This window comes from Georgenia sp. Z2081, assembly GCF_055326445.1.
Map to the genome: position 1 here is coordinate 119,649 of NZ_JBUZNK010000005.1, position 21,568 is coordinate 141,216.

Consider the following 21,568-nt stretch of genomic DNA (forward strand, 5'->3'; position numbering starts at 1 on the left):
CAGTCCCCCCACACGACCTAGGCGGCACCGTTGCTCACCCTTGCTCTCCTGGCCACGCTCCTCGCGTGCGCGGCCGCGATCCCGCTCGGGCGCGTCCTCGGTCGCCGTGCCGGCCTCCCCCTGGCCCTCCCGCTGCTCGCCGGTGCCGGTCTGATCGTCGCCGCCTACGACGGCGTCGACGAGCCGGTCGGTGAGGTGTGGTCGTGGATGCCCACGCTCGGCATCGACCTGGCGCTGCGGCTGGACGGCCTGGCGCTGGTGTTCACGCTGCTCGTGCTCGTCATCGGTGCCGCCGTCCTGGTCTACTCGGCGCGCTACCTCGGCCACGGGACGCACTCGCGGTTCTACCTCCTCATGACGCTGTTCGCCGCGGCCATGACGCTCCTGGTGCTCTCGGACGACCTCGTCGTGCTGTTCGTCGCCTGGGAGATCACCACCCTGTGCTCCTTCTTCCTCATCTCCCGCTCGGGGCCGCACGCACACGAACCCGCGATCCGCACGCTGCTCGTCACGGTCGCCGGCGGGCTGAGCCTGCTCGCCGCCGTCGTCGTGATGATCGTGCAGACCGGCACGAGCAGGTTGAGCGAGGTCCTGGCCGACCCGGCGTGGACGGAGGACGCCACCTTCACGACGACGGTCGCAGTGCTGATCGCCGTCGCCGCCTTCACCAAGTCCGCGCAGTTCCCGTTCCAGGCGTGGCTGCCGGACTCGATGGTCGCCATCACGCCCGTCTCGACCTACCTGCACGCCGCCGCGATGGTCAAGGCCGGCATCTACCTGCTGCTGCGCTTCTCCCCCGCGCTGTCCGAGGTGCCGGTCTGGTCGTGGCTGCTCATCACGTCGGGCCTCGTCACGGCGCTCCTCGGAGCGGCGGGCGCGCTGCGCCGGCTCGACCTCAAGGAGCTGCTCGCCTTCTCGACGATCAGCCAGCTGGGCCTGCTCGTCGCCGCGATCGGCGTGGGGACCGAGGCCGCACTCACCGCGGCGGTCGTGCACACGATCGCCCACGCGCTGTTCAAGGCCACCCTGTTCATGCTCGTGGGCGTCATCGATCACGAGGCGGGCACCCGCGATCTCCGCGAGCTCGCGGCGATGCGGGTGCGCATGCCGGTGACCGTGGGCGCCGCGGCCGTCGCGGCGGCATCGATGGCGGGCGTGCCGCTCCTGCTGGGGTTCGTCTCCAAGGAGTCGCTGCTCGACGCGTTCCTCGCGGCCCCCGGTCCCGGCTGGGTCCCGATCCTCGTGACGACGGCGGCCGCCGCGACCTCCGTCCTCACGTTCGCCTACTCGGCCCGTCTCGTGCTGGGCGCCGCGGGGCGTGGCACCGGGCGCGACGCCCGGGAGGAGCACCGCCCGACCCGAACCACGCAGAGCCCGCAGACGCCGCCCGCACAGGTGCACGACGGCCACCCCGCATTCCTCGCCGCTCCCGTGCTCGGTGCGCTGGTGACTCTCGTGCTCGGCCTGGCGCCGGCGCTCCTGGACACCCTCGGCACCGCCGGCGCGAGCGGGGCCGTCGGCTCCGAGGTCGACGTCCACCTGGCCCTGTGGCACGGCCTGACGCCCGCACTCGGCGTGTCCGCCGCGGTGCTCACCCTCGGCACCGTCCTCGTGCTCGCGCGCCGTCGGGTCGACCGGCTGACCGGCCCGCTCGCCCTCCCGGTCTCCGGGCTCGACCTGGTCGACGCGATGCGGCGCGGCACCATCGCCCTCGGCACCGCGATCGGTCGCCTCACCGATCCGATGAGCCCGCGCCGGCACCTGGCGCTGCCGGCCGCCTCCCTCGCCGTGATCGCAGCCTGGATGCTCCTGCGGACCGACGGCCTGCCGGCCCTCGTGGGCGACCCCACCAGGCCGCTGGACTGGGTGCTCGTCGCCCTCGTCGTCGCCGGCGTGGTGGCGGCGGTGCGGGCGCGCTCCCGAGTCTCCGCCGTCGTCGTCACCGGCGTCGCCGGCTTCACCGTCAGCCTGTGGTTCGTCGTCCTCGGCGCCGCCGACGTCGCCCTGACCCAGCTGCTCGTCGAGATCCTCACCGTCTGCGTCATGGTGCTCCTGCTCCGCCGGCTGCCCGAGCACTTCCGCAGGTCCCCGCTCCGCCGGCGCGTCCCGGCCGCCGTCGTCGCCGTCGGGGCCGGCCTCGCCACGTTCGCCGGGGTCTTCGTCCTCACGGGTCGCCGCGAGCCGTCGACGGCGAGCACCTACTACCTGACCGAGGGCGAGGCGACGACCGGCGGCGCCAACATCGTCAACACGATCCTCGTCGACTTCCGTGCCCTCGACACCCTCGGCGAGCTCACGGTGCTCGGAGTCGCCGGCCTGGTGGTCGCCGTCGTGGTGAGATCCCGTCGCCTCACGCCCATCCGCCCGTCCCCGATCGACGCCCGCTCCCCGATCGCCGACGCGCGGGAGAACACCGTGTTCGTCCGGACCGTGGCACGCCTCGTCGGCCCGCTCGCCGTGGTCCTGTCCGCCGTCCTCCTCCTGCGTGGCCACCAGGAGCCCGGGGGCGGGTTCATCGCGGCCCTCGTCGGCGGCGCAGGGTGTGCGCTCCTCTACCTCGCCGCCCCCTCGGACCGGTCGGCACCGATCCGCTGGCCCTACCTGCTGCTCACGGGCCTCGGCATCGTGATCGGCGCAGGTTCGGGACTCGCCGGATACCTCGACGGCTCGTTCCTGGCCCCGCTGTCGGTCGACGTCCTCGGGTACAAGCTCATGTCGTCGCTCATCTTCGACATCGGCGTCTACCTCGCCGTCCTCGGAGTAGTCCTGGCCTCTTTCAACCTCCTGGGCCGGCCGGGCTCGGAGGATGCACGACGCCCGGCGCACGGCCCTCCGGCGGAGCCCGCCGATGCAGCGAAGGAGAACGCACGATGACCGTCGCCATCACCGCCGCGGTGCTCGTCGCCGGCGCCGTCTATCTCATGATGCAGCGCGAGCTGCTGCGCGTCGTCCTGGGCTTCGTCCTGCTCGGCCACGCCGCCAACCTGGTCCTCATCGCGGCGGGCGGGACCTCACGCCGGGGCCTGCCGTTCGGCACCCCGGACGACCCGTCCACGGCCGCCGACCCGCTCCCCCAGGCGTTCGTCCTCACCGCGATCGTCATCGCCTTCTCGATCACCGTCGTCATGCTCGTCCTGGCCGTGGCCGGCGGCGAGGACGACGACACGGACGACGGCGCCGGCCAGGACGACGACGACACGGACCCCGAGCACGTCGGCGCGGTGGACCCGGGCGACGGCGGCGACGCCGACCGGGACCAGGACCGTGTCGCGGCCCGCCCCGTGGAGCAGGACGACGCCGCACGCCGGACGTCCGACCGGTCCCACGACGAGAGGGCGGTGACCTCGTGAACGCCGCCGCGCTGCCGCTGTTCGTCGCCGTCCCGCTCCTCGTCGGCGGGCTGCTCGTGATCGTCGGCGACCGCCGACGTCTCCAGGCCGCGACGACCTTCACGGTCCTGGTGGCGTCCCTCGCCGGGGCCGTTGCGCTCGTGGCGGGACTCCGCGACGGCGGGGCGATCGCCCACGGGGTCGGGATGTGGGAGACGGGGATCGCCATCCCGTTCGTCGCCGACATGTTCTCCGCGCTCATGCTGGTCGTCACCGGCATCCTCACCGTCGCGTGCACCGCCTTCGCCCACGCGTCCGGGCGCGCGGGCTCGCGCTTCTTCGGACCGCTGGTCCTCGTGCTCACGGCGGGCGTCAACGGCATCCTGCTCACGGGCGACCTGTTCAACATGTTCGTCTTCATCGAGGTCATGGTGCTGCCGGCGTACGGCCTGTACGTGCTGGCGCGCCCGGGCTCCGCCACCCGGCGGCAGATCGCCGGCGCCCGCCTCTTCGTCACGGTCAACATGCTCACGTCCACGCTCTTCGTCGCCGGCGTCGGCCTCGTGTACGGCGTGGCCGGCACCGTCAACCTCGCGGAGCTGCAGGGGGCCGCCTCGGAGAACCCCTTCGTGGCGGCCGCGGGCGCCGTGTGCCTGTTCGCGCTGAGCATCAAGGCCGCCGTCGTCCCGGTGCACGGCTGGCTCGCCAAGGCGTACCCGGGGACCTCGCCGGCCGTCACCGCGCTGTTCTCCGGACTCAACACGAAGGTCGCGATCTACGCGATCTACCGGATCTACGCCGTCCTCTTCGACGGCGACGCGCAGTACCTGTGGATCGGCGTGGTGCTGTTCTCCGCCACGATGGTGCTCGGCGTGCTCGGCGCCGTGGGCGAGACGACCACGCGCTCCATCCTCGCCTTCCACATGGTCAGCCAGATCGGCTACATCCTCCTCGGGGTCGCCCTGTTCACCCTCGGCGGGCTCACCGCCGGGATCTTCTACCTGCTGCACCACATGATCGTGAAGGCCTCCCTCTTCCTGTCGACCGGAGCGATCGAGGTCCGCCACGGCACGGGGCGGATCGGCGCGCTGAGCGGGATGGCGCGGCGGGAGCCCGTGCTCGCGATCGCCTTCTTCGTCGCAGCGCTCTCGCTCGCCGGCATCCCGCCGTTCTCCGGGTTCGTGGCCAAGCTCTCGCTCATCACCGCATCGGTGGGTGCCGGTCAGATCGGGGCCGTCGTCGTCATGCTCGTCGTCAGCCTCGTCACGCTGCTGTCGATGCTGAAGATCTGGTCGGGCGTGTTCTGGGACCGAGCACCCGACACCGCCGGGCGAAGCACCGCCGAGGAGGCGGACGGGACCCCCACCGGGCCCACGGGCACCCATGGCCGCTCGACGCCGGGGACTGTGACAGCGCCGGGGACAAGGGCGGCGACGGCAACGGCAGGCACAGCGACCGAGGCGCCCACCACAGAGGCGCGAAACGCCGCCACGACCGACGACGGACGACGCATCGGTGCCGCCCTGGCCGCCCCGGCCGTGGTCCTCGCTGCCATCACGGTCGCCCTCGGGCTCGGTGGTGAGGTCCTCCTCGACCTCTCGGAGACAGCCGCCCAGGGCCTGCTCGACACCTCCGCGTACGTCGAGGCGGTGCTCGGTCGATGAGCTGGCTGACCTGGCCCTTCCGCATCCTGTGGTTCGCCCTGTGGTACGCGTGGCAGCTGGTCACGTCCAACGTGGCCGTGCTCAAGGACAATCTCACCCCGGGGCAGGACTCGACCCCGGGCATCGCCCGGTTCGCCACCAGGTGCCGAACGGATCTGGAGGTCACGCTGCTCGCCGCGCTCATCACCCTGACCCCGGGCACCCTGACGATCGGCACCGAGCGCGCAGGGCCGGGAGACACGCGTGTCCTGTACGTGCACGGTCTGTACAGCGCGACCGCCGAGGAGATGTGCGTCGAGCTGCGCGACATGGAGTCCCACCTCCTGCGCGCGGTGCGACGTCAGGAGGAGGCTCCGTGACCGGCATCGTCATCGCCATCGTCATCGTCGGGATGACCGCGCTCGTGGCCACCTATCGGATGCTCGTCGGCCCGAGCGACGCGGACCGGGCCGTCGGTGCCGACCTGCTGACCTTCGGGGTCATCGGTCTGGTCGTGCTCGGCGGGGTGCTCACCGCCATGACCTACGCCTTCGACCTCCTCCTCGTCGTCGCGCTCGTGGCGTTCCTCAGCGCGATCTCGCTCGGACGTGCACTGACGAGGGGGCAGCGATGACGGAGATGGCGGCGGTGGTGGGCAACGTCGTGGTGGTCGTCGGGGCGCTCGTCTTCGCGACGGCCGGGCTCGGCATCGTCCGGTTCCCCGACGTGTACACCCGGATCTCGGCCGTCGGGACGGCCGGCGGCTTCGGCATCATCCTCGTGGTGGTCGGGTGCGTGCTCGTCGCGCCGTCGTGGCGCAACCTCGTGCTGGCGATCCTCGTCGTCGGCCTGCACCTGGCGACGTCGTCGGTGGGCACCATGGTCGTGGCCCGCTCCGCGTACCTCACCGGTGTCCCCCTCCTGCGCAAGAGCTTCGACGAGCTCGCGGACGAGACGGGACGCCGGGCCGAGACCCACGGGGCCGGCCCGGGCACGGACACCGACGACGCCGCGCGCCCGGACCGTCCCGCGTCCTGACGCGCGCCCGCGTCCCGGGACGGTGCCGCGACCTCTCAGAGCGGCCCCAGGACCTCGCGCGGGTCCGCCCGCAGCGCGAGCGTGTCGAGCACCGGGAGCAGCCGGCGCTCCTCGTATCGGAAGTGGGACTCCATGATCGCGGCGAGGCCCTCGAGGTGCCGGTCCAGCTCGGCGGGCGACGCGGGGCGCTCCACCGCTGCCTGCAGACCGGCGATGAGGTACCCCATCATCGAGTGGTCCTGCTCCAGCCGCCGCAGCGTGTCCCGGAGGTCGGGCCGGGCGGCGGCGATCGCGGGAAACAGCGAACGGTCCTCACCCTCGTGGTGGCCCGTCAGCGCGGTGCAGAAGCCGTGGCAGAACAGCAGCAGCTCCCGCGTGGCGGGCGCCGCCTCCTCGCCGTGGGCGACGGCCCCCCGGGTCACCCGCAGCGCCTCGCGGAGCCTGTCGTGCACCGCTCGCAGCTCGCGTCCCCAGGCGACGAGCCTGGCCTTCTCGTCCTCGGCGTCGCGAGAGGTGGTCCCGCCCTCAGTCACGTGAGGGCGAAGGGATCGACGACGACATCGTCGGCCTCCTTCGTGTCCGGCGCCTCCATGCCTGGCACGGTCTGCCACCGGCACGCGACGCTCGGGGCAGGTTAGCCGAGAACCCTCACTCGTCGGACAGAACCCCGCTCACCGCGTCGGGCAGAAAGCCCCTCACTCGCCGGGAAGCGCGACGCGTCAGGCGAGGGCGATCGCGATCCCGTCGAGGATGTCGTGCTCGGAGGTGACGACGCCCGCGGTCCCGGTCCCCGAGGTCCGCTCGGACACGTAGCGCACGACCTCGCTCCACACGAGGGCTCCCCCACCGATGACGTCGATGCGACCGGGGTGCATGAACGGCATGGCGGCGCGCTCCTCGCGGGTCGCGGACAGCAGCGAGTCGCAGGCGGCCAGCACCGCGTCCTCGGGAAGGACGGAGCCGTGGATGCGCGCGGGGTCGTAGGCGTCCAGTCCCAGCGCGTGGGCGGTGACGGTCGTGACGGACCCGGCGACCCCGACGAGCGAGCGGACGTCGTCGAGCGGGAGCGCGGCCGACTCGAGCAGCCGGCGCACGTCGGCGCGGGCGGCTGCCTCCTGCTCGGCGCTCGGCGGGTCGCCCGCGAGGTGCCGCTCGGTGAGACGGACGCACCCCATGTCGAGCGAGACGGAGGCCTCGGGAACGGGCGAGCGCGGGTCGCCGACGACGAGCTCGGTGCTCCCGCCCCCGATGTCGACCACCACGACCGGTCCGGGCGTGCCCTCCGGCAGCACCGACGTCGCACCCGCGAACGACAGCGCCGCCTCGGCCTCGCCGGTGACGACCTCGGGCTCGACGCCGAGGATCCCGCGGATCCCGTCGACGAAGTCCTGTCGGTTCTCGGCGTCCCGCGTCGCGGAGGTGGCGACGAACCGGATCCGCTCGGCGCCGTGCCGCTCGCACAGCCGCGCGTAGTCGCGGGCGGCGTCGAACGTCCGCGCGAGGGCCTCGTCGGAGAGCCGGCCGGTCCGGTCGACACCCTGGCCGAGGCGGACGACCCGCATCTCGCGGACCACGTCGTCGAGTGCCGCGCCGCCCGCGCCCGGTACGTCCGCGACGAGGAGGCGGATGGAGTTGGTCCCGCAGTCGATCGCTGCCGCTCGTGTCACCGGGTCATGCTGTCACGCGCCGCCGACACCGTGCTCAGCAGGTGCAGGTCGCGGGACTCCACATGCCGCGCGCGGCGAGCACGTCGAGCGTCTCGTCGCCGAAGGGGTTGACGCCCCGGCCGACCGCGAGCGAGTGGGCGAGCAGCGCGTGCAGGCACTTGACCCGCTCGGGCATGCCGCCGGCGGAGATACCGGCGATCTCCTCGACGTGGCCGAGCTCGCCGCGTCGGGCGAGGTAGTCCTCGTGCGCGGCCGCGTAGGCGGAGGCGAGCTCGGCGTCGTCGGCGAGGCGGGCCTGCATGTCCGCCATGAGGTGCTCGGCCTCGAGCGTGGAGACTGCCCGGGCCGCGGGCGGGCACGTGAGGTAGAAGGTGGTGGGGAACGGCGTGCCGTCCTCGAGCCGGGGCGCGGTGCGCACGACCGTCGGACGTCCGTGCCGGCACCGCGCGGCGATGGAGACGACACCGCGGGGCACCCGGCCGAGCTGGTCGCGCAGCGCCTCGAGATCGGCCTGGTCGACGGCATCCGGCGGCACGGGACGGTCCGGCACGTCAGTCCGCCAGCGGGTCCGAGGACGGCAGCTCCTGCTGGCTCGGCGACTCCGGCGGCAGGTCGGGCTCGGGGAGGTCGCCCTCGCGCTCGGCCTCCTCGCCCGGCGTCTCGCCAGGGATCGCGCCGGCCTCCTCGACGGACTCCTGGAGGTTGAGGTACCAGGGGCGCGACGCGGCGATGGCGTCCTCGCGCGCAGCCTCCTCGACCTCCTCCTGCGATCGTCCGCCGGTCACCGACTCGGGGTCGACGACGACGAACGGCGTCTGCCCCGGCATCGTGTACCCGAGGCGCGCGCGTGCCTGCGACTGGACGTAGGCGGGGTCGTCCCACAGGGCGAGCTCGTCCGTGAGGCGCTGCTCCTCGTCCTCGGCGCGCGCGAGCGCGTCCTCCGCGCCGCGCAGCTGCTCGGCCTGCACGAGGGCGTGGCGGGCGGTCGGCGCGACGATGGCGAAGGCGACCAGCAGCACGAGCACGAGGGCGAGGGCGCGCAGGGAGAGGATCGGACGTTCGCCGTCGGCGGTGGCGATCGCGAGGCGGCGGTTGCCGCGTGGCCCTCCGCCGGCCCCGACGGCAGCAGGTCGCGAGGTACCGCGCGAGCCGCCCGCTGCGGACCCGTTGGTGGTGGTGCGGCCGCGCCCCGTCGCCGGGCGACCGGCGTGCGTGGTGCCGGACGCGGTGCGCGTTCCGGGGCGCGAGCGGGCGCCGCGCGCCGACGACGATCGGGGCGCTCCGGGCTTGCGCGGTGCTGCGGGCGGACGACTCACCGCGTCATCGTCCCCCACGCGTCCCGCAAGGTGGTGGACCGCCGGGTCGCGAGTCGCCCGCTACCGGACGGACCCGGCCTGCCGTCGGCACCCTCGACGGTGCTGCAAGGACCTGCCGACAGTGCGGTCAGGACGCGCCGACGATGCCGGCGAGACCTGCCGAGAGTGCGGTCGGGGCGGCCCGACCGCACTCTCGGCGAGGAGACGGTCCGGTCAGGCCTGGTGGCGGGGGAAGGCGCCGCGGCCGGCGTACTCCGCCGCCTCGTCCAGCTCCTCCTCGATGCGGAGCAGCTGGTTGTACTTCGCCACGCGCTCGCCGCGCGCCGGCGCCCCGGTCTTGATCTGACCGGAGTTCACGGCCACCGACAGGTCGGCGATCGTCACGTCCTCGGTCTCGCCCGAGCGGTGCGACACCATCGCCGTGAAGCCGCTGCGCTGCGCGAGCGCGACGGCGTCGAGCGTCTCGGTGAGCGAGCCGATCTGGTTGACCTTGACGAGCAGCGAGTTGGCCGCCTTCTCGGCGATGCCGCGGGCCAGGCGCTCGGGGTTGGTGACGAACAGGTCGTCGCCGACGATCTGCACCTTGTCCCCGACCGCAGCCACGAGGCTGCTCCACGCGCCCCACTCGTCCTCGCTCAGCGGGTCCTCGATGGACACGAGCGGGTAGTCCGCCACGAGCTGCTGGTAGTAGGCCACCATCTCGTCGCTCGAGGTCGACTTCCCCTCGAACTGGTAGGCGCCGTCGGAGAAGAACTCCGTGGAGGCGACGTCGAGCGCGAGGGCGATGTCCGTGCCGGCCGAGAGGCCGGTCGTGGAGACGGCCTCGAGGATGAGGTCGAGCGCCTCGCGGTTGGAGCCGAGGTTCGGCGCGAAGCCACCCTCGTCGCCCAGGCCGGTGGCCAGCCCGCGCTGCTTGAGCACGGACTTCAGCGCGTGGTAGACCTCCGCACCCTGGCGCAGGGCGTCAGCGAACGTGCCCGCGCCGATCGGCGCGATCATGAACTCCTGGATGTCCACGTTGGAGTCGGCGTGGGAACCACCGTTGAGGATGTTCATCATCGGGACCGGCAGCAGGTGCGCGTTCGGGCCGCCGATGTAGCGGTAGAGCGGCAGGCCCGCGGACTCGGCCGCGGCCTTGGCGACGGCGAGGGAGACGCCGAGGATCGCGTTGGCGCCGACCTTGCCCTTGTTGGCCGAGCCATCGAGGTCGAGGAGGGTCTGGTCGATGAGGCGCTGCTCGGAGGCCTCGAGGCCGAGGATCTCGGGGGCGAGGATCTCCAGCACGTTGTCGCGCGCCTGCTGCACGCCCTTGCCGCCGTAGCGCTTGTCGCCGGCGTCACGAAGCTCGACGGCCTCGAACGCGCCGGTCGACGCGCCGGAGGGGACGGCGGCGCGGGCGACGATTCCGTCGTCCAGCCCGATCTCGACCTCGACCGTCGGGTTGCCCCGGGAGTCGAGGATCTCGCGTGCCGCTACTTCGAGGATGGTGGCCACAGGTTCTCCTTGTGTCGGGGATGCCCGGATGATGTCGGGCTCCACGCTAGTACCCGGGCGCGCCGCGGACAGGGCCGTCCGTCCCGGCGGGAGAGGGTGCACGGGTCCGGCGACGAACGTCACCGATGCGCGCCGCGCACCGGCCGGGCCGGCAGCCGTCGGGCAGCGAGATCAGGTCCGGCCCTGCAGCGGGATCAGGGCCGCTCTCCCCGACCGGTCACGGCGCGACCGGCATCTCCGCGTCCGACGGCGCGGCCTGCAGCCACGGGTGCGCGGGCGCCGCGTACTGCCCGGTCTCGATGGTGCCGTACCGAGGGTTGAGCTCGATGTCGACCTCGCCCAGCTGCTCGGAGAGCTGCGCGGACAGCTCGGGGTCGTTCTGCAGCTGCCCGCCCACCATGAGGGACTCGACGATGTCCAGCGTCTGGGGCAGGTACTCGCCGTCGGGCGTGTAGCCGCTCTGCTCGGTCAGCGTCGCGAGCTGGTCCTGGACGTCGGCGTCGGAGACCGTGAGGCCGTTCTCGGCCGCGACCCGGACGAACGTCTCGGAGTAGGCGTAGTTGAGGACCGCGTCGACGGTGGTCAGGGGCTGCCCGAACACTCCCGAGAGCTCGCCCGCGACGGACTGGGCCTCCCGCTCCGACAGCTCCTCGCCGTCGATGACGGCCGCGGTACCGGGATTGGCCGAGCAGCCGGCGAGCAGAGCGCCGAGCGCGAGAGCCGGCAGGACCGCCGGTCGGATGGTGCGAGCCACAGTTCCTCCTGATCGTCCACGCCCCCGGCACGGCCGTGGGCGACCCCCATGCTATCCGCGTCGGCGACGCGGTCGGCGCGGCCCCGACGTCGCGGCCAGCACGACGCCGATGCCCGCCAGCGCGAGCGTGGTCACCGTGGCGACGCGGACGAGCCAGGGTTGCAGGCCCAGCGGCAGCTCGGCGGCGCTGACGACCTCGAAGGGCGGCTTCGACGAGCCGTCCGACGCGGCGGAGCCGTCGAGCAGCCCGCCGCTGCCCGCCTCGGCCGGCGCCGACCCGCCGGAACCGGCGTCGTCGGAGGCTGCTTCGTCGGGCTCGCTCGTCGATCCGGACCCGTCGGGCTCGCTCGTCGCGGTGGCGGCAGGGGAGGCGGCGACCGGACCCGCCCCGGCGGCGTGCGCCGCACCGGCCGCGTCGTCGCCCGCCGGTGCGGCGACCAGCAGGACGGCGGTCAGCAGGGCGGCGCCCAGGGGCGGGACGAGAGCCGGGCGACCGGCGCACTCACGGGAGGTCCGCACGGACCCAGCATCGCACCGTCCGGCGGTCATGCTCCTGCGGCGGCGGCCTGGACCGGCGTGCCGATGAGCGCGACGACCTGCTCGACCCACTCGAGGAGGTCGACGTCGCTGAGCGGCCGACCACCCACGGGCTGCGTGAGCGGCCACGGCACGAGCGCGGTGCGCACGGCAGGCTTGAGGACGGTCCCGCGATGGACGCGGGTGAGCCGCAGGGACTGCGACTCGGCGAGCTCGACCGGGAAGAACCGCACGTTCTTCCCCTGGGCGGTGATCTCCTGCACGCCGGCCGCGCGGGCGTGCGCGCGGAGCCGTGCGACGGCGAACAGCCGCTCGACGCTCGGCGGCACGGGCCCGTACCGGTCGACGAGCTCGGCGCGGACCGAGTCCAGGGTCTCGTCGTCGTCGGCGGCGGCGATCTTCGCGTAGACCTCGAGTCGCAGGCGCTCGGTGTCGACGTAGTCCGTGGGCACGTGGGCGTCGACGGGCAGCTCGACGCGGACGTCGACCCGCTCGGGCTCGACCTTCCCGTCGCGCCAGGCGGCCACGGCCTCCGAGATCATCCGGACGTACATGTCGAAGCCGACGCCCTCGATGTGCCCGGACTGGTCGGAGCCGAGCAGGTTCCCGGCCCCGCGGATCTCCAGGTCCTTCATCGCCACCTGGATGCCGGCGCCCAGCTCGGTGTGCGAGGCGATGGTGGCGAGGCGGTCGTGGGCGGTCTCGGTCAGCGGCTTGTCCGGGTCGTAGAGGAAGTACCCGTAGGCGCGCTCCCGCCCGCGACCCACGCGGCCGCGCAGCTGGTGGAGCTGGGAGAGGCCGAACGTGTCGGCGCGCTCGACGATCAGGGTGTTCGCGTTGGCGATGTCCAGGCCGGTCTCGATGATCGTCGTGCAGACCAGGACGTCGATGGACCGCTCCCAGAAGTCCTGGATGACGGCCTCGAGCTGGTGCTCGTTCATCTGGCCGTGCGCGACCCCGATCCGCGCCTCCGGGACGAGCTCGGCGAGGTGCTGCGCGGTCGCGTTGATCGAGCGGACCTTGTTGTGGACGTAGAACACCTGGCCCTCGCGCAGGAGCTCGCGGCGGATCGCGGCGCCGACCTGCTTGTCCTCCTGCGGCCCGACGTAGGTGAGGATCGGGTGCCGCTCCTCGGGCGGGGTGGCGAGGGTCGACATCTCCCGGATGCCGGTGACCGCCATCTCGAGGGTGCGCGGGATCGGCGTGGCGGACATCGCCAGCACGTCGACGTTCGTCCGCAGCTGGGTGAGCGTCTCCTTGTGCTCGACGCCGAAGCGCTGCTCCTCGTCGATGACCACCAGTCCGAGCTCCTTGAACCGCACCTGGCCGGTGAGCAGGGTGTGGGTCCCGATGACGACGTCGATCGACCCGGCCAGCAGCCCGTCGCGGACCTCCTTGGCCTCGGCCGCGCTCTGGAACCGCGACAGGGCCGCGACCCGCACCGGGAAGCCCGCGTACCGCTCGGAGAACGTGTCGAGATGCTGGTTGACGAGCAGCGTCGTGGGGACGAGGACCGCCACCTGCTTGCCGTCCTGGACGGCCTTGAAGGCGGCGCGCACGGCGATCTCCGTCTTGCCGTAGCCGACGTCGCCGGAGATGAGGCGGTCCATCGGCATGGCCTTCTCCATGTCGGCCTTGACGTCGTCGATCGCGCCGAGCTGGTCGGGGGTCTCCGTGTACGGGAAGGCGTCCTCGAGCTCGCGCTGCCACGGGGTGTCCGGACCGAAGGTGTGGCCGACCGTCGCCTGCCGCGCGGCGTAGAGGCGCACGAGCTCGCCGGCGATCTCGCGGACGGCCTTGCGGGCCTTGCGCTTGGCCGCCGCCCAGTCCGAGCCGCCCATCTTGTTGAGCGCGGGCGCCTCTCCCCCGACGTACCGGGAGACCTGGTCGAGGGAGTCGGTCGGGGCGAAGAGCCGGTCGCCGGGCTGACCCCGCTTCGACGGCGCGTACTCGATGACGAGGTACTCGCGCGTGGTCGCGGTCTCGCCCTTGCCGACGGTGCGGGAGACGAGCTCGACGAAGCGGCCCACCCCGTGCTGGGAGTGCACGACGAGGTCGCCCGGACGCAGCGACAGCGGGTCGACCGCGGTGCGGCGGCGGGCCGGCATCTTGCGCATCTCGCGCGTCGAGCTGCCGGGCCGGCCGGTGAGGTCGGACTCGGTGAGGACGGCGAGCCGCCGGGCCTCGACGACGAAACCACGGTCGAGTCCCGGGTGGGTGATCGTCACGAGCCCCGGCTCGGGGGCCTCGGGCAGGTCGCCGACCAGACGCGCGGGGACGTCGGCCTCGGCGAGCGAGTCGCGCAGGCGCCGGGCCGGGCCGGCGCCCTGGGTGGTCAGCAGGATGCGCCACTCGTCGTGGACGAGCGCGGCGAGGTCCTGCAGCGCGCCGGCGACGTCACCGCGGTAGCGCCGGGTCTCGCGCGCGGCGACGCTGCGGGTGTCGTCGTCGGGGCCGGCCGTGGCGTCAGCGACGGTCGCCGCGCCGGAGCCCGTAGCGCCGCCGGTGGTCTCCTCGGCGGGGCGCACCGGCGCGGCGAGGGTCTCGTCGTCGAGCGCGTCGTCGGTGGGCAGCGAGCTGACGCTCCACCAGCCCTGCCCCCTCGTCAGGGCGAGCGCGCGGGCCTCGGCGAGCTCCGCGAACGCCGCGGCCCGCAGGTCGAGCGGCACCTCGGCGCCGGACGCGGCCGAGGTCCAGGCCGCGGCGAGGAACTCCTCGGTGGTGGCGGCGAGGTCGGCGGCCCGGCGACGGATCCGCTCGGGGTCGACGAGGACGACCAGCGCCCGCTCCGGCAGGAGGTCGAGGAGGGGCTCGAGACCGTCCGCGAGCACCGGGCTCAGCGCCTCCATGCCCTCGACGGCGACGCCCTCGGCGATGCGCTCGAGCATCGGCGCGGCCGACGGGACGGTGGCGACGAGGGACCGGGCACGCTCGCGGACCTCGGGCGTGAGCAGCAGCTCGCGGCAGGGCGGCGCCCACAGCCCCTCCTCCGCGACCTCGAGGCTGCGCTGGTCCGCCACCGAGAAGCGGCGGATCTCCTCGACGTCGTCGCCGAAGAGCTCGAGGCGCAGCGGGTGTGGGTCGGTCGGGGGGAAGACGTCGACGATGCCGCCGCGCACGGCGTACTCCCCGCGCCGCTCGACCATGTCGGTGCGCGTGTAGGCGGCGGCCTCGAGGGCGCGCACGAGGTCGTCCAGGCCGACCGTGTCCCCGACCTGCACCCGCACGGGCTCGAGGTCGGCGAGCCCGCGCACGACGGGCTGCAGCAGGGCGCGCACCGGCACGGTGACCACGCTGGGCCGGGCGGTGCGCGGCTCGGGGCCGGGATGGACGAGTCGGCGCAGCGTGGCCAGGCGCCGGGCCACGGTGTCCGAGCGCGGTGAGAGCCGCTCGTGCGGGAGCGTCTCCCAGGCCGGGAAGGTCGCGACGTCGTCGGCGGGGAGGAACTCGCGCACACCGGCGGCGAGGTCGTCGGCGTCGCGGCCGGTGGCGGTGACGAGCACGACCGGGCGACCGGTGGCGGCGAGCTCCGCCGCCAGCGCGGGGCGGATACCGACGGGTGCGGTGGTCGCGCGGTGCGGCTCGAGGACGGGGGCCGAGGCGGCCGCGACGAGCGCGGCGATCGCCGGGTCCTCGCGCAGCAGGGGAAGCAGTCCGGTGAGGGACACGTGTCCTCCGGTCGAGGAAGTGGGGAGCGGGAGGCAGTCTACGACCGGCACCGCGTCGGCCGCCCGGGGGTCCGGGCCCGCGACCGCCGACGGGCGGCGGCGTCGTCAGTCCGCCGTGTGCAGCCGCATCTGGGTCCTCTGCAGACCCTCGGCGACGACGTCGGCGACCGTGTCGCCGGCGATCTCCAGCGTGACTCCGAGCTCGCCGCGCTCCGCGGCGGAGAAGTTCTGCAGCACGTAGTCGGCCGCGTCCATCCGGCCCGGGGGGCGGCCGATACCCACGCGCAGCCGGGCGTAGTCCTTGGTGCCCAGCGCCCGGGTGATCGAGCGCAGGCCGTTGTGGCCACCCTCGCCGCCGCCGACCTTGAGGCGGAGCGAGTCGGGGGCGAGGTCGAGCTCGTCGTGCGCCACGAGGATCCGGCCCGGCTCGATCGAGTAGAACTGCGCGAGCGCGGCGACCGGCGGGCCCGAGACGTTCATGTACGTGCCCGGCCGGGCGAGGATCACGCGCGGGCCCGGGACGCCACCGGGGCCGGTACCCAGCCTCGTGTCGGCGACGCTCGCCCGGGACCTGTGGGTGGTGAGCTCGGCGCCGGCGCGGCGCGCGAGGAGCTCGACGATCATCTGGCCCACGTTGTGCCGGTTGCCCGCGTAGCGCGGACCGGGATTGCCGAGCCCGACGACGAGCCACAGGTCGCTGTCAGCCACGCGCGCTCATCTCCTTGCGCAGGGGCCGGCGCGCGCCGGCCCACGGATAGGGCCGCCCCGGCCCGCGTGGGCCGGGGCGGAAAGGGGTCAGTCCTCGCCGTCGGAGGAGGACTCGCCCTCGGCGGACTCGTCGGAGCCGCCCTCGGTCTGCTCGCCCTCGGTCTCCTCGTCGCCCTCGGCGGCCGGGGTCTCGAGGTCGGACTCGTCGACGCGCGGCACCGTGACGACGACGACCGGGGTCTCCGGGTCGTCCTCGAACGTGGCGCCGGGGATCGCCGGGAGGTCCTCCACGCGGACGGTGTGCCCGTCCTCGAGACCCTCGATGTCGACGACGACGCTCTCCGGGATGGCGGTCGCGTCGGCCGTGACGGTGAGCGTCTGGCTCTCGACGGTGTGGATCGTGCCGGGGAAGGTCTCGCCCTCGGTGTGCACGGCGATGTCGACGGTGACCTTCTCGCCCTTGCGGACGATGAGGAGGTCGACGTGCTCGATGGAGCGCTTGACCGGGTCCACCTGGACGTCCTTGGTCAGCGCGAGCTGCTCGCTGCCCTCGATGTCGAGGGTGAGCAGGGCGTTGGCGTTGCCGCGCAGCGCGAGGAACGTGTCGTGCGCCGGCAGCGAGAGGTGCTGCGGCTCGGTGCCGTGGCCGTACAGGACGACGGGGATGCGGCCCTCGCGGCGGGTGCGGCGGGCCGCGCCCTTGCCGAACTCGGTCCGGACGGCGGCGGTGATGACGGTCTTGTCGGCCATGCGTGCTCCAAAGGGGGTTCGTGGCGGGACGGGGCGGCGGGCCTCGGCGCGGGACGGCGGACGGACGCGCGTGGCTCCGCCGCGTCGAATCACGGACGACCGGACCAGCGGTCCGGATGCGGGCACCAGCCCGTCCGTCGTCCCTCGCCGAGGCAACCACAGGAGTCTAGCGGCTCGTCGGGCGGGCGACAGGCCCCCGCGCTGCGGCCTGCGGCACACTGGGCCCTGTCGGCGCCGCGGGGGTCCCGGCGCGCCGGCGCACGGGCACCCCGGTCCCGCGGGGGTCCCGGCGTACCGAGGAGGAGACATGACGACGACGGAGCGCGTGCACGTGACCACCGACGCAGGGCCGATGCCCGCCGACCTGCTGCGGCCCGACGCCGGGTCGGGCGGGGCCGACGCCGGGTCGCGCCCCTCCCCCGGTGCGGGACCTGCGCGGGCGGGCATCGTCGTCGTGCAGGAGATCTTCGGGGTGACCGGGTACGTGCTCGACCGGGCCGCCGACCTCGCCGCGCTGGGCTACACGGTGCTTGTGCCGCACCTGTTCTGGCGCTCGGGCGACGAGGTCGTCGAGGGCGGCGGGCAGGCCGAGCTGGCGCGGGCGATGGAGCTGGCGGGCGCCACGGACTGGGCGGGCGCCGTGTCGGACACCCGGGAGGCGCTCGCGCACCTGCGCGGGCTCGTGGGGGACGGGTCCGTCGGGCTGCTCGGGTTCTGCTGGGGCGGCGGGGTCGCGTTCGACGCCGCGTCGCGGGAGGTCGACGCCGTCGACGCCCTCGTGGCGTACTACGGCTCGGCGCTGCCGGCGCTGCTCGACCGCGCGCCGGAGGTCACCGCGCCGTCCTTGCACCACTGGGGCACCGAGGACACCTTCATCCCGGTGGAGCAGGTCGACCTCATCGAGGCCGCCGTGGCGCGCGACGGCGTCCGGCTCGTGCGGCATCCCGGCGCCGGGCACGCGTTCGACAACCCGCTCCCGGAGTTCCACCACGCGCGGGCGTCGGCCGACGCGTGGGCGACGACGACGGACTGGCTCGCCGGGACCTTGGCTGCCGGGCGGAGCTGACCGGGACTACCAGCGGCACCGCCCCGGCAGCCCGTCGAGCTGGACCGGAACGGGTCCAGATCGACCGCGCAGAGGTCATGCTCGGACCACAACAGTCGAGCTCGGCGAGGAGTGTGCCGCGAGGTCGGGCGGCAGGGAAGCCGCACGTGCAGATCCGACCTAGGAGCGTCCCTCGAACAGCGAGGTGACCGACCCGTCGTCGAACACCTCACGGATCGCCCGGGCCAGCAGCGGGGCGATCGGGAGCACAGTGAGCTGCGGGAAGTCCTTGGCGATCGGCAGGGTGTCGGTGACGACGATCTCGCGCGCGCCGCAGTCGGACAGCCGCTGCGTCGCCGGGTCGGACAGCACACCGTGCGTGGCGGCGACGATGACGTCCTTCGCCCCCGAGGCGAGGCAGACCTTGACGGCCTCGGCGATCGTGCCGCCCGTGTCGATGAGGTCGTCGACGAGCACGGCCGTGCGCCCCTCGATGTCGCCGACCACCCGGTTCGCCACGGCCTGGTTCGGCCGTGTGATGTCACGGGTCTTGTGGACGAACGCCAGCGGCACGCCGCCGAGCTTCTCCGCCCACTGCTCGGCGACCCGGATGCGACCGGCGTCCGGCGACACGACGGCGGCGCTGGAGAGGTCGATCCGCCCGCGCACGTAGTCCACGAGGATCGGCATGGCGAAGAGGTGGTCGACCGGTCCGTCGAAGAAGCCCTGCGTCTGCGACGCGTGCAGGTCCACGCTCATCAGCCGGTCGGCGCCGGCGGTCTTGTACAGGTCGGCGACCAGACGCGCCGAGATCGGCTCCCGCCCGCGGTGCTTCTTGTCCTGCCGGGCGTAGGGGTAGAACGGCGCGACCACCGTGATGCGCTTGGCCGAGGCCCGCTTGAGCGTGTCGACCATGATCAGCTGCTCCATGAGCCACTGGTTGATCGGCGTGGTGTGGGACTGCAGGACGAAGGCGTCGGTGCCGCGCACGGACTCGTCGAACCGCACGTAGATCTCGCCGTTCGCGAAGTCGTAGGCGGTCGTCGGCAACGGGTCGATGCCGAGCTCCCGGGCGACGTGGTCGGCGAGCTCGGGGTGCGCGCGGCCCCCCACGAACACCAGTCGCTTCTCACCGCTCGCGTGGATGCCGGTCATCGCGCGCTCCCTTCGCCGGGCGCCGATGCGCCGTCCTGGGTCCCGGTGGTCTCCGGTCCCGCACCGATGCTCTCACCGCGCGGGCCCTCACCGCTCGCCCCGCCACCGGCGGTACCGCTCGCGCCCGCGCGCGCCGCGGCGGCGGCCTCGGCGGCCTTCGTGCCCGGCCGACGCTCCTCGACCCAGCCCTCGCGGACCTTCTGGCCGAAGTCGTTGAGCGCGAGCGCGCCGGCGGGGACGTCGTGGCGGACGATCGTGCCCGCGCCGGTGTACGCACCGTCGCCCACGCTGACCGGCGCGACGAACATGTTGTCCGCGCCGGTGCGAGCGTGCGCCCCGATGCGCGAGCGGTGCTTGTGCACGCCGTCGTAGTTGACGAAGACCGAGGCGGCCCCGATGTTCGTGCCCTCGCCGATGTCCGCGTCCCCGACGTAGCTCAGGTGCGGGACCTTCGCTCCGCGCCCGAGCGTGGAGTTCTTCAGCTCGACGAACGTGCCGACCTTCGCCTCCTCGCCGACGACCGTGCCGGGCCGCAGGTAGGCGAACGGCCCCACGCTCGCGCCGTCGCGGACCACCGCAAGCTCGGCGTGCGTGCGCACGACCGTCGCGCCCGCACCGATCTCGCAGTCGGTGAGGGTGGTCTCGGGGCCGACGGTCGCGCCCTCAGCGACCACCGTGGTCCCGTGCAGCTGCGTGCCGGGCAGGATCGTCACGTCGCGGCCGAGGTCGACGTCGACGTCGATCCACGTGGTTCCCGGGTCGACGATCGTCACCCCGGCGCGCATCCAGCGCGCCAGCAGGCGGTCGTTGAGCCGGGCGGCGATGGCAGCGAGCTGGACGCGGTCGTTGACGCCCTCGACCGTGGCCGGGTCGTCCACCGTGAGCGCCCGCACCGGAAGGCCGCGGCCGTGGGCGGCCGCGACGACGTCCGTGAGATAGACCTCGCCCTGGTCGTTGTCGGAGCCGAGGCCGGCGAGCGCCTCGCGCAGCACGGACGCCTCGAAGACGTAGGTCGAGGTGTTGATCTCGGTGATCTCACGCTGCGCGTCGGTCGCGTCGCGCTCCTCGACGACGCCGACCACCCGGTCGCCCTCCCGCAGGATCCGGCCGTAGCCGAACGGGTCGTCGATCCGCGCGGTGAGGACCGTGATCGCGTTGCCAGCGCCGGTGTGCGCGTCGAGGAGAGCGGCGAGGGTCTCGCCGTCGAGCAGGGGGGTGTCCCCCGCCATGACGAGGAGCGGTCCGTCCGACGCAGCGGCCCGGTCGAGGGCCTCGAGTGCGCACTGGACAGCGCGACCGGTGCCGGGGATCTCGTCCTGGTCGACGAGGAGGGCGGCCGGGTCGGACTCGCCGACGAACGCGGCGACACGCTCGCGCTCGTGACGCACGACGACGGCGAGACGCTCCGGGTCGACCGCGCGGGCGGCCGCGAGCGCGTGACCGAGCAGCGTGCGACCGCCGACGGCGTGCAGGACCTTCGGGGTCGACGAGCGCATCCTGGTCCCCGCCCCGGCAGCGAGCACGACGACGGCAGCCGGACGGGTGGAAGTCACGCGGGTTCTCCTCGGGTACGACGTCCTTGGGGTGCCGCCGCGACTCGCCGCGGGGCGCGGCCACTGTACCGCCGAGGCTCCGCCCCCAGGACTCGAACCCGGACCTCAAGGCACCAAAGGCCTGCGTGCTGCCGTTACACCAGGGCGGACCGCCACCGACCACCGCGGGGTGGTCGGAGCGCTGTCCCATCCTGCCAAAGCCCGGGGCGACCGGGACCGCGCGGGCACAATGGCGGGCGTGGCGAACGAGACGAGACGGCAGCGCACCCGGATGACGGCCGGACAACGGCGCGAGCAGCTCGTCGCCGTCGCCCGCACCCTGTTCGCCGAGAAGGGCTTCGACTCGACATCGGTCGAGGAGATCGCGCAGCGCGCCGCGGTCTCCCGCCCGGTGGTCTACGAGCACTTCGGTGGCAAGGAGGGGATCTACGCCGTCGTGGTCGACCGCGAGGTCCAGCTCCTCGAGAGCGTCCTCATCGGCTCCATCCGCGACGGCGGGCACCCCCGCACCATCGTCGAGCGCACCACGCTCGCGCTGCTGGACTACATCGAGGAGCACACCGACGGGTTCCGGATCCTCGTGCGGGACTCCCCCGTCGCCCAGGCGACCGGCACGTTCTCCTCGCTCATCGGCGACGTCGCCACGCACGTCGAGCACCTGCTCGCCGCGCAGTTCAAGGCGCGCGGCTTCGACACGAGCGCGGCGCCGCTGTACGCGCAGATGCTGGTCGGCCTCATCGCGCTGACCGGCCAGTGGTGGCTCGACAACCGGTCGCCGGGCAAGCAGGACGTCGCCGCGCACGTGGTCAACCTCGCGTGGCACGGCCTCGAGGGGTTGCGGCGCGAGCCGCGCATCCACGACGCCGGGCGCTGAGTGCCGCCACGGACCGCCTCTCCACGGACCGCCTGTC

At 73.7% G+C, this 21,568-nt stretch carries 20 protein-coding genes and 1 tRNA gene; 8 read left to right on the plus strand and 13 right to left on the minus strand.

Annotated features, from left to right (window positions below):
* Positions 1–30 precede the first annotated feature (30 nt).
* From ACZLKG_RS08880 to ACZLKG_RS08905, 6 genes are read left to right on the plus strand one after another with little or no spacing between them, the layout of a single operon-like run.
* Positions 31–2,874: a DUF4040 family protein gene (locus ACZLKG_RS08880; protein WP_463648540.1), complete on the plus strand. Its 2,844-nt coding sequence runs from the start codon at positions 31–33 to the stop codon at positions 2,872–2,874.
* Positions 2,871–3,350 carry a cation:proton antiporter subunit C gene (locus ACZLKG_RS08885; protein WP_463648541.1) on the plus strand — a complete coding sequence of 160 codons (480 nt, stop codon included), beginning with the start codon at positions 2,871–2,873 and terminating at the stop codon, positions 3,348–3,350. The genes ACZLKG_RS08880 and ACZLKG_RS08885 overlap by 4 nt, the downstream gene beginning before the upstream one ends.
* Positions 3,347–4,993, plus strand: a complete 1,647-nt coding sequence (locus tag ACZLKG_RS08890; RefSeq protein ID WP_463648542.1) for a monovalent cation/H+ antiporter subunit D family protein — start codon at positions 3,347–3,349, stop codon at positions 4,991–4,993. Before ACZLKG_RS08885 ends, ACZLKG_RS08890 begins: the two co-directional genes overlap by 4 nt.
* Positions 4,990–5,352, plus strand: a complete 363-nt coding sequence (locus ACZLKG_RS08895) for a Na+/H+ antiporter subunit E (RefSeq protein WP_425709372.1) — start codon at positions 4,990–4,992, stop codon at positions 5,350–5,352. Before ACZLKG_RS08890 ends, ACZLKG_RS08895 begins: the two co-directional genes overlap by 4 nt.
* On the plus strand, positions 5,349–5,606 hold the full coding sequence (locus ACZLKG_RS08900; protein WP_463648543.1) for a monovalent cation/H+ antiporter complex subunit F: 258 nt from the start codon (positions 5,349–5,351) through the stop codon (positions 5,604–5,606). Before ACZLKG_RS08895 ends, ACZLKG_RS08900 begins: the two co-directional genes overlap by 4 nt.
* Entirely contained in the window at positions 5,603–6,010 is a 408-nt protein-coding gene (locus ACZLKG_RS08905) for a cation:proton antiporter (RefSeq protein WP_425709370.1), read from the plus strand. The genes ACZLKG_RS08900 and ACZLKG_RS08905 overlap by 4 nt, the downstream gene beginning before the upstream one ends.
* A gap of 35 nt (positions 6,011–6,045) precedes the next feature.
* On the opposite strand, the gene ACZLKG_RS08910 is transcribed toward ACZLKG_RS08905, so the two are convergent.
* From ACZLKG_RS08910 to ACZLKG_RS08955, 10 genes are all read right to left on the minus strand, one after another.
* Positions 6,046–6,543 carry a hemerythrin domain-containing protein gene (locus tag ACZLKG_RS08910; RefSeq protein WP_425709369.1) on the minus strand — a complete coding sequence of 166 codons (498 nt, stop codon included), beginning with the start codon at positions 6,541–6,543 and terminating at the stop codon, positions 6,046–6,048.
* A 186-nt stretch (positions 6,544–6,729) separates the two neighbouring features.
* Positions 6,730–7,677, minus strand: coding sequence for a Ppx/GppA phosphatase family protein (locus ACZLKG_RS08915; RefSeq protein WP_463648544.1), 948 nt, complete (start codon positions 7,675–7,677; stop codon positions 6,730–6,732).
* Between the two features lie 34 nt (positions 7,678–7,711).
* Positions 7,712–8,227, minus strand: a complete 516-nt coding sequence (locus ACZLKG_RS08920) for a DUF501 domain-containing protein (RefSeq protein ID WP_463648545.1) — start codon at positions 8,225–8,227, stop codon at positions 7,712–7,714.
* A gap of 1 nt (position 8,228) precedes the next feature.
* Complete coding sequence (locus ACZLKG_RS08925) at positions 8,229–8,993, minus strand: FtsB family cell division protein (RefSeq protein WP_463648546.1); 765 nt, start codon at positions 8,991–8,993, stop codon at positions 8,229–8,231.
* Positions 8,994–9,206: 213 nt separating this feature from the next.
* On the minus strand, positions 9,207–10,487 hold the full coding sequence (gene eno / locus ACZLKG_RS08930; protein ID WP_425709365.1) for a phosphopyruvate hydratase: 1,281 nt from the start codon (positions 10,485–10,487) through the stop codon (positions 9,207–9,209).
* 217 nt (positions 10,488–10,704) lie between these two features.
* A complete protein-coding gene (locus ACZLKG_RS08935) occupies positions 10,705–11,241 on the minus strand; it encodes a hypothetical protein (RefSeq protein ID WP_425709364.1) in 537 nt (178 codons plus the stop codon).
* Between the two features lie 51 nt (positions 11,242–11,292).
* Positions 11,293–11,760 (minus strand): hypothetical protein, encoded by a 468-nt coding sequence (locus ACZLKG_RS08940; protein ID WP_425709363.1) that lies wholly within the window; start codon positions 11,758–11,760, stop codon positions 11,293–11,295.
* A gap of 26 nt (positions 11,761–11,786) precedes the next feature.
* A complete protein-coding gene (gene mfd, locus ACZLKG_RS08945) occupies positions 11,787–15,446 on the minus strand; it encodes a transcription-repair coupling factor (protein ID WP_425709362.1) in 3,660 nt (1,219 codons plus the stop codon).
* A 105-nt stretch (positions 15,447–15,551) separates the two neighbouring features.
* Positions 15,552–16,154: an aminoacyl-tRNA hydrolase gene (gene pth, locus ACZLKG_RS08950; protein WP_463648547.1), complete on the minus strand. Its 603-nt coding sequence runs from the start codon at positions 16,152–16,154 to the stop codon at positions 15,552–15,554.
* Between the two features lie 87 nt (positions 16,155–16,241).
* The gene (locus ACZLKG_RS08955; RefSeq protein WP_425709360.1) at positions 16,242–16,904 is read right to left on the minus strand and encodes a 50S ribosomal protein L25/general stress protein Ctc; all 663 of its coding nucleotides are present in this window, start codon (positions 16,902–16,904) and stop codon (positions 16,242–16,244) included.
* Positions 16,905–17,211: 307 nt separating this feature from the next.
* Here ACZLKG_RS08955 and ACZLKG_RS08960 point away from each other — a divergent pair, with 307 nt between their 5' ends.
* A complete protein-coding gene (locus ACZLKG_RS08960) occupies positions 17,212–17,970 on the plus strand; it encodes a dienelactone hydrolase family protein (RefSeq protein WP_425709359.1) in 759 nt (252 codons plus the stop codon).
* 159 nt (positions 17,971–18,129) lie between these two features.
* Here the strand turns inward: ACZLKG_RS08960 and ACZLKG_RS08965 are convergent, their stop codons facing one another.
* From ACZLKG_RS08965 to ACZLKG_RS08975, 3 genes are all read right to left on the minus strand, one after another.
* A complete protein-coding gene (locus ACZLKG_RS08965) occupies positions 18,130–19,104 on the minus strand; it encodes a ribose-phosphate diphosphokinase (protein WP_425709358.1) in 975 nt (324 codons plus the stop codon).
* On the minus strand, positions 19,101–20,657 hold the full coding sequence (gene glmU, locus ACZLKG_RS08970; RefSeq protein WP_425709357.1) for a bifunctional UDP-N-acetylglucosamine diphosphorylase/glucosamine-1-phosphate N-acetyltransferase GlmU: 1,557 nt from the start codon (positions 20,655–20,657) through the stop codon (positions 19,101–19,103). Before glmU ends, ACZLKG_RS08965 begins: the two co-directional genes overlap by 4 nt.
* 77 nt (positions 20,658–20,734) lie before the next feature.
* A tRNA-Gln gene (locus tag ACZLKG_RS08975) sits at positions 20,735–20,806 on the minus strand.
* A gap of 80 nt (positions 20,807–20,886) precedes the next feature.
* Between ACZLKG_RS08975 and ACZLKG_RS08980 the strand changes: the two genes are divergently transcribed.
* Positions 20,887–21,531, plus strand: coding sequence for a TetR/AcrR family transcriptional regulator (locus ACZLKG_RS08980; protein ID WP_463648548.1), 645 nt, complete (start codon positions 20,887–20,889; stop codon positions 21,529–21,531).
* Positions 21,532–21,568: the final 37 nt, after the last annotated feature.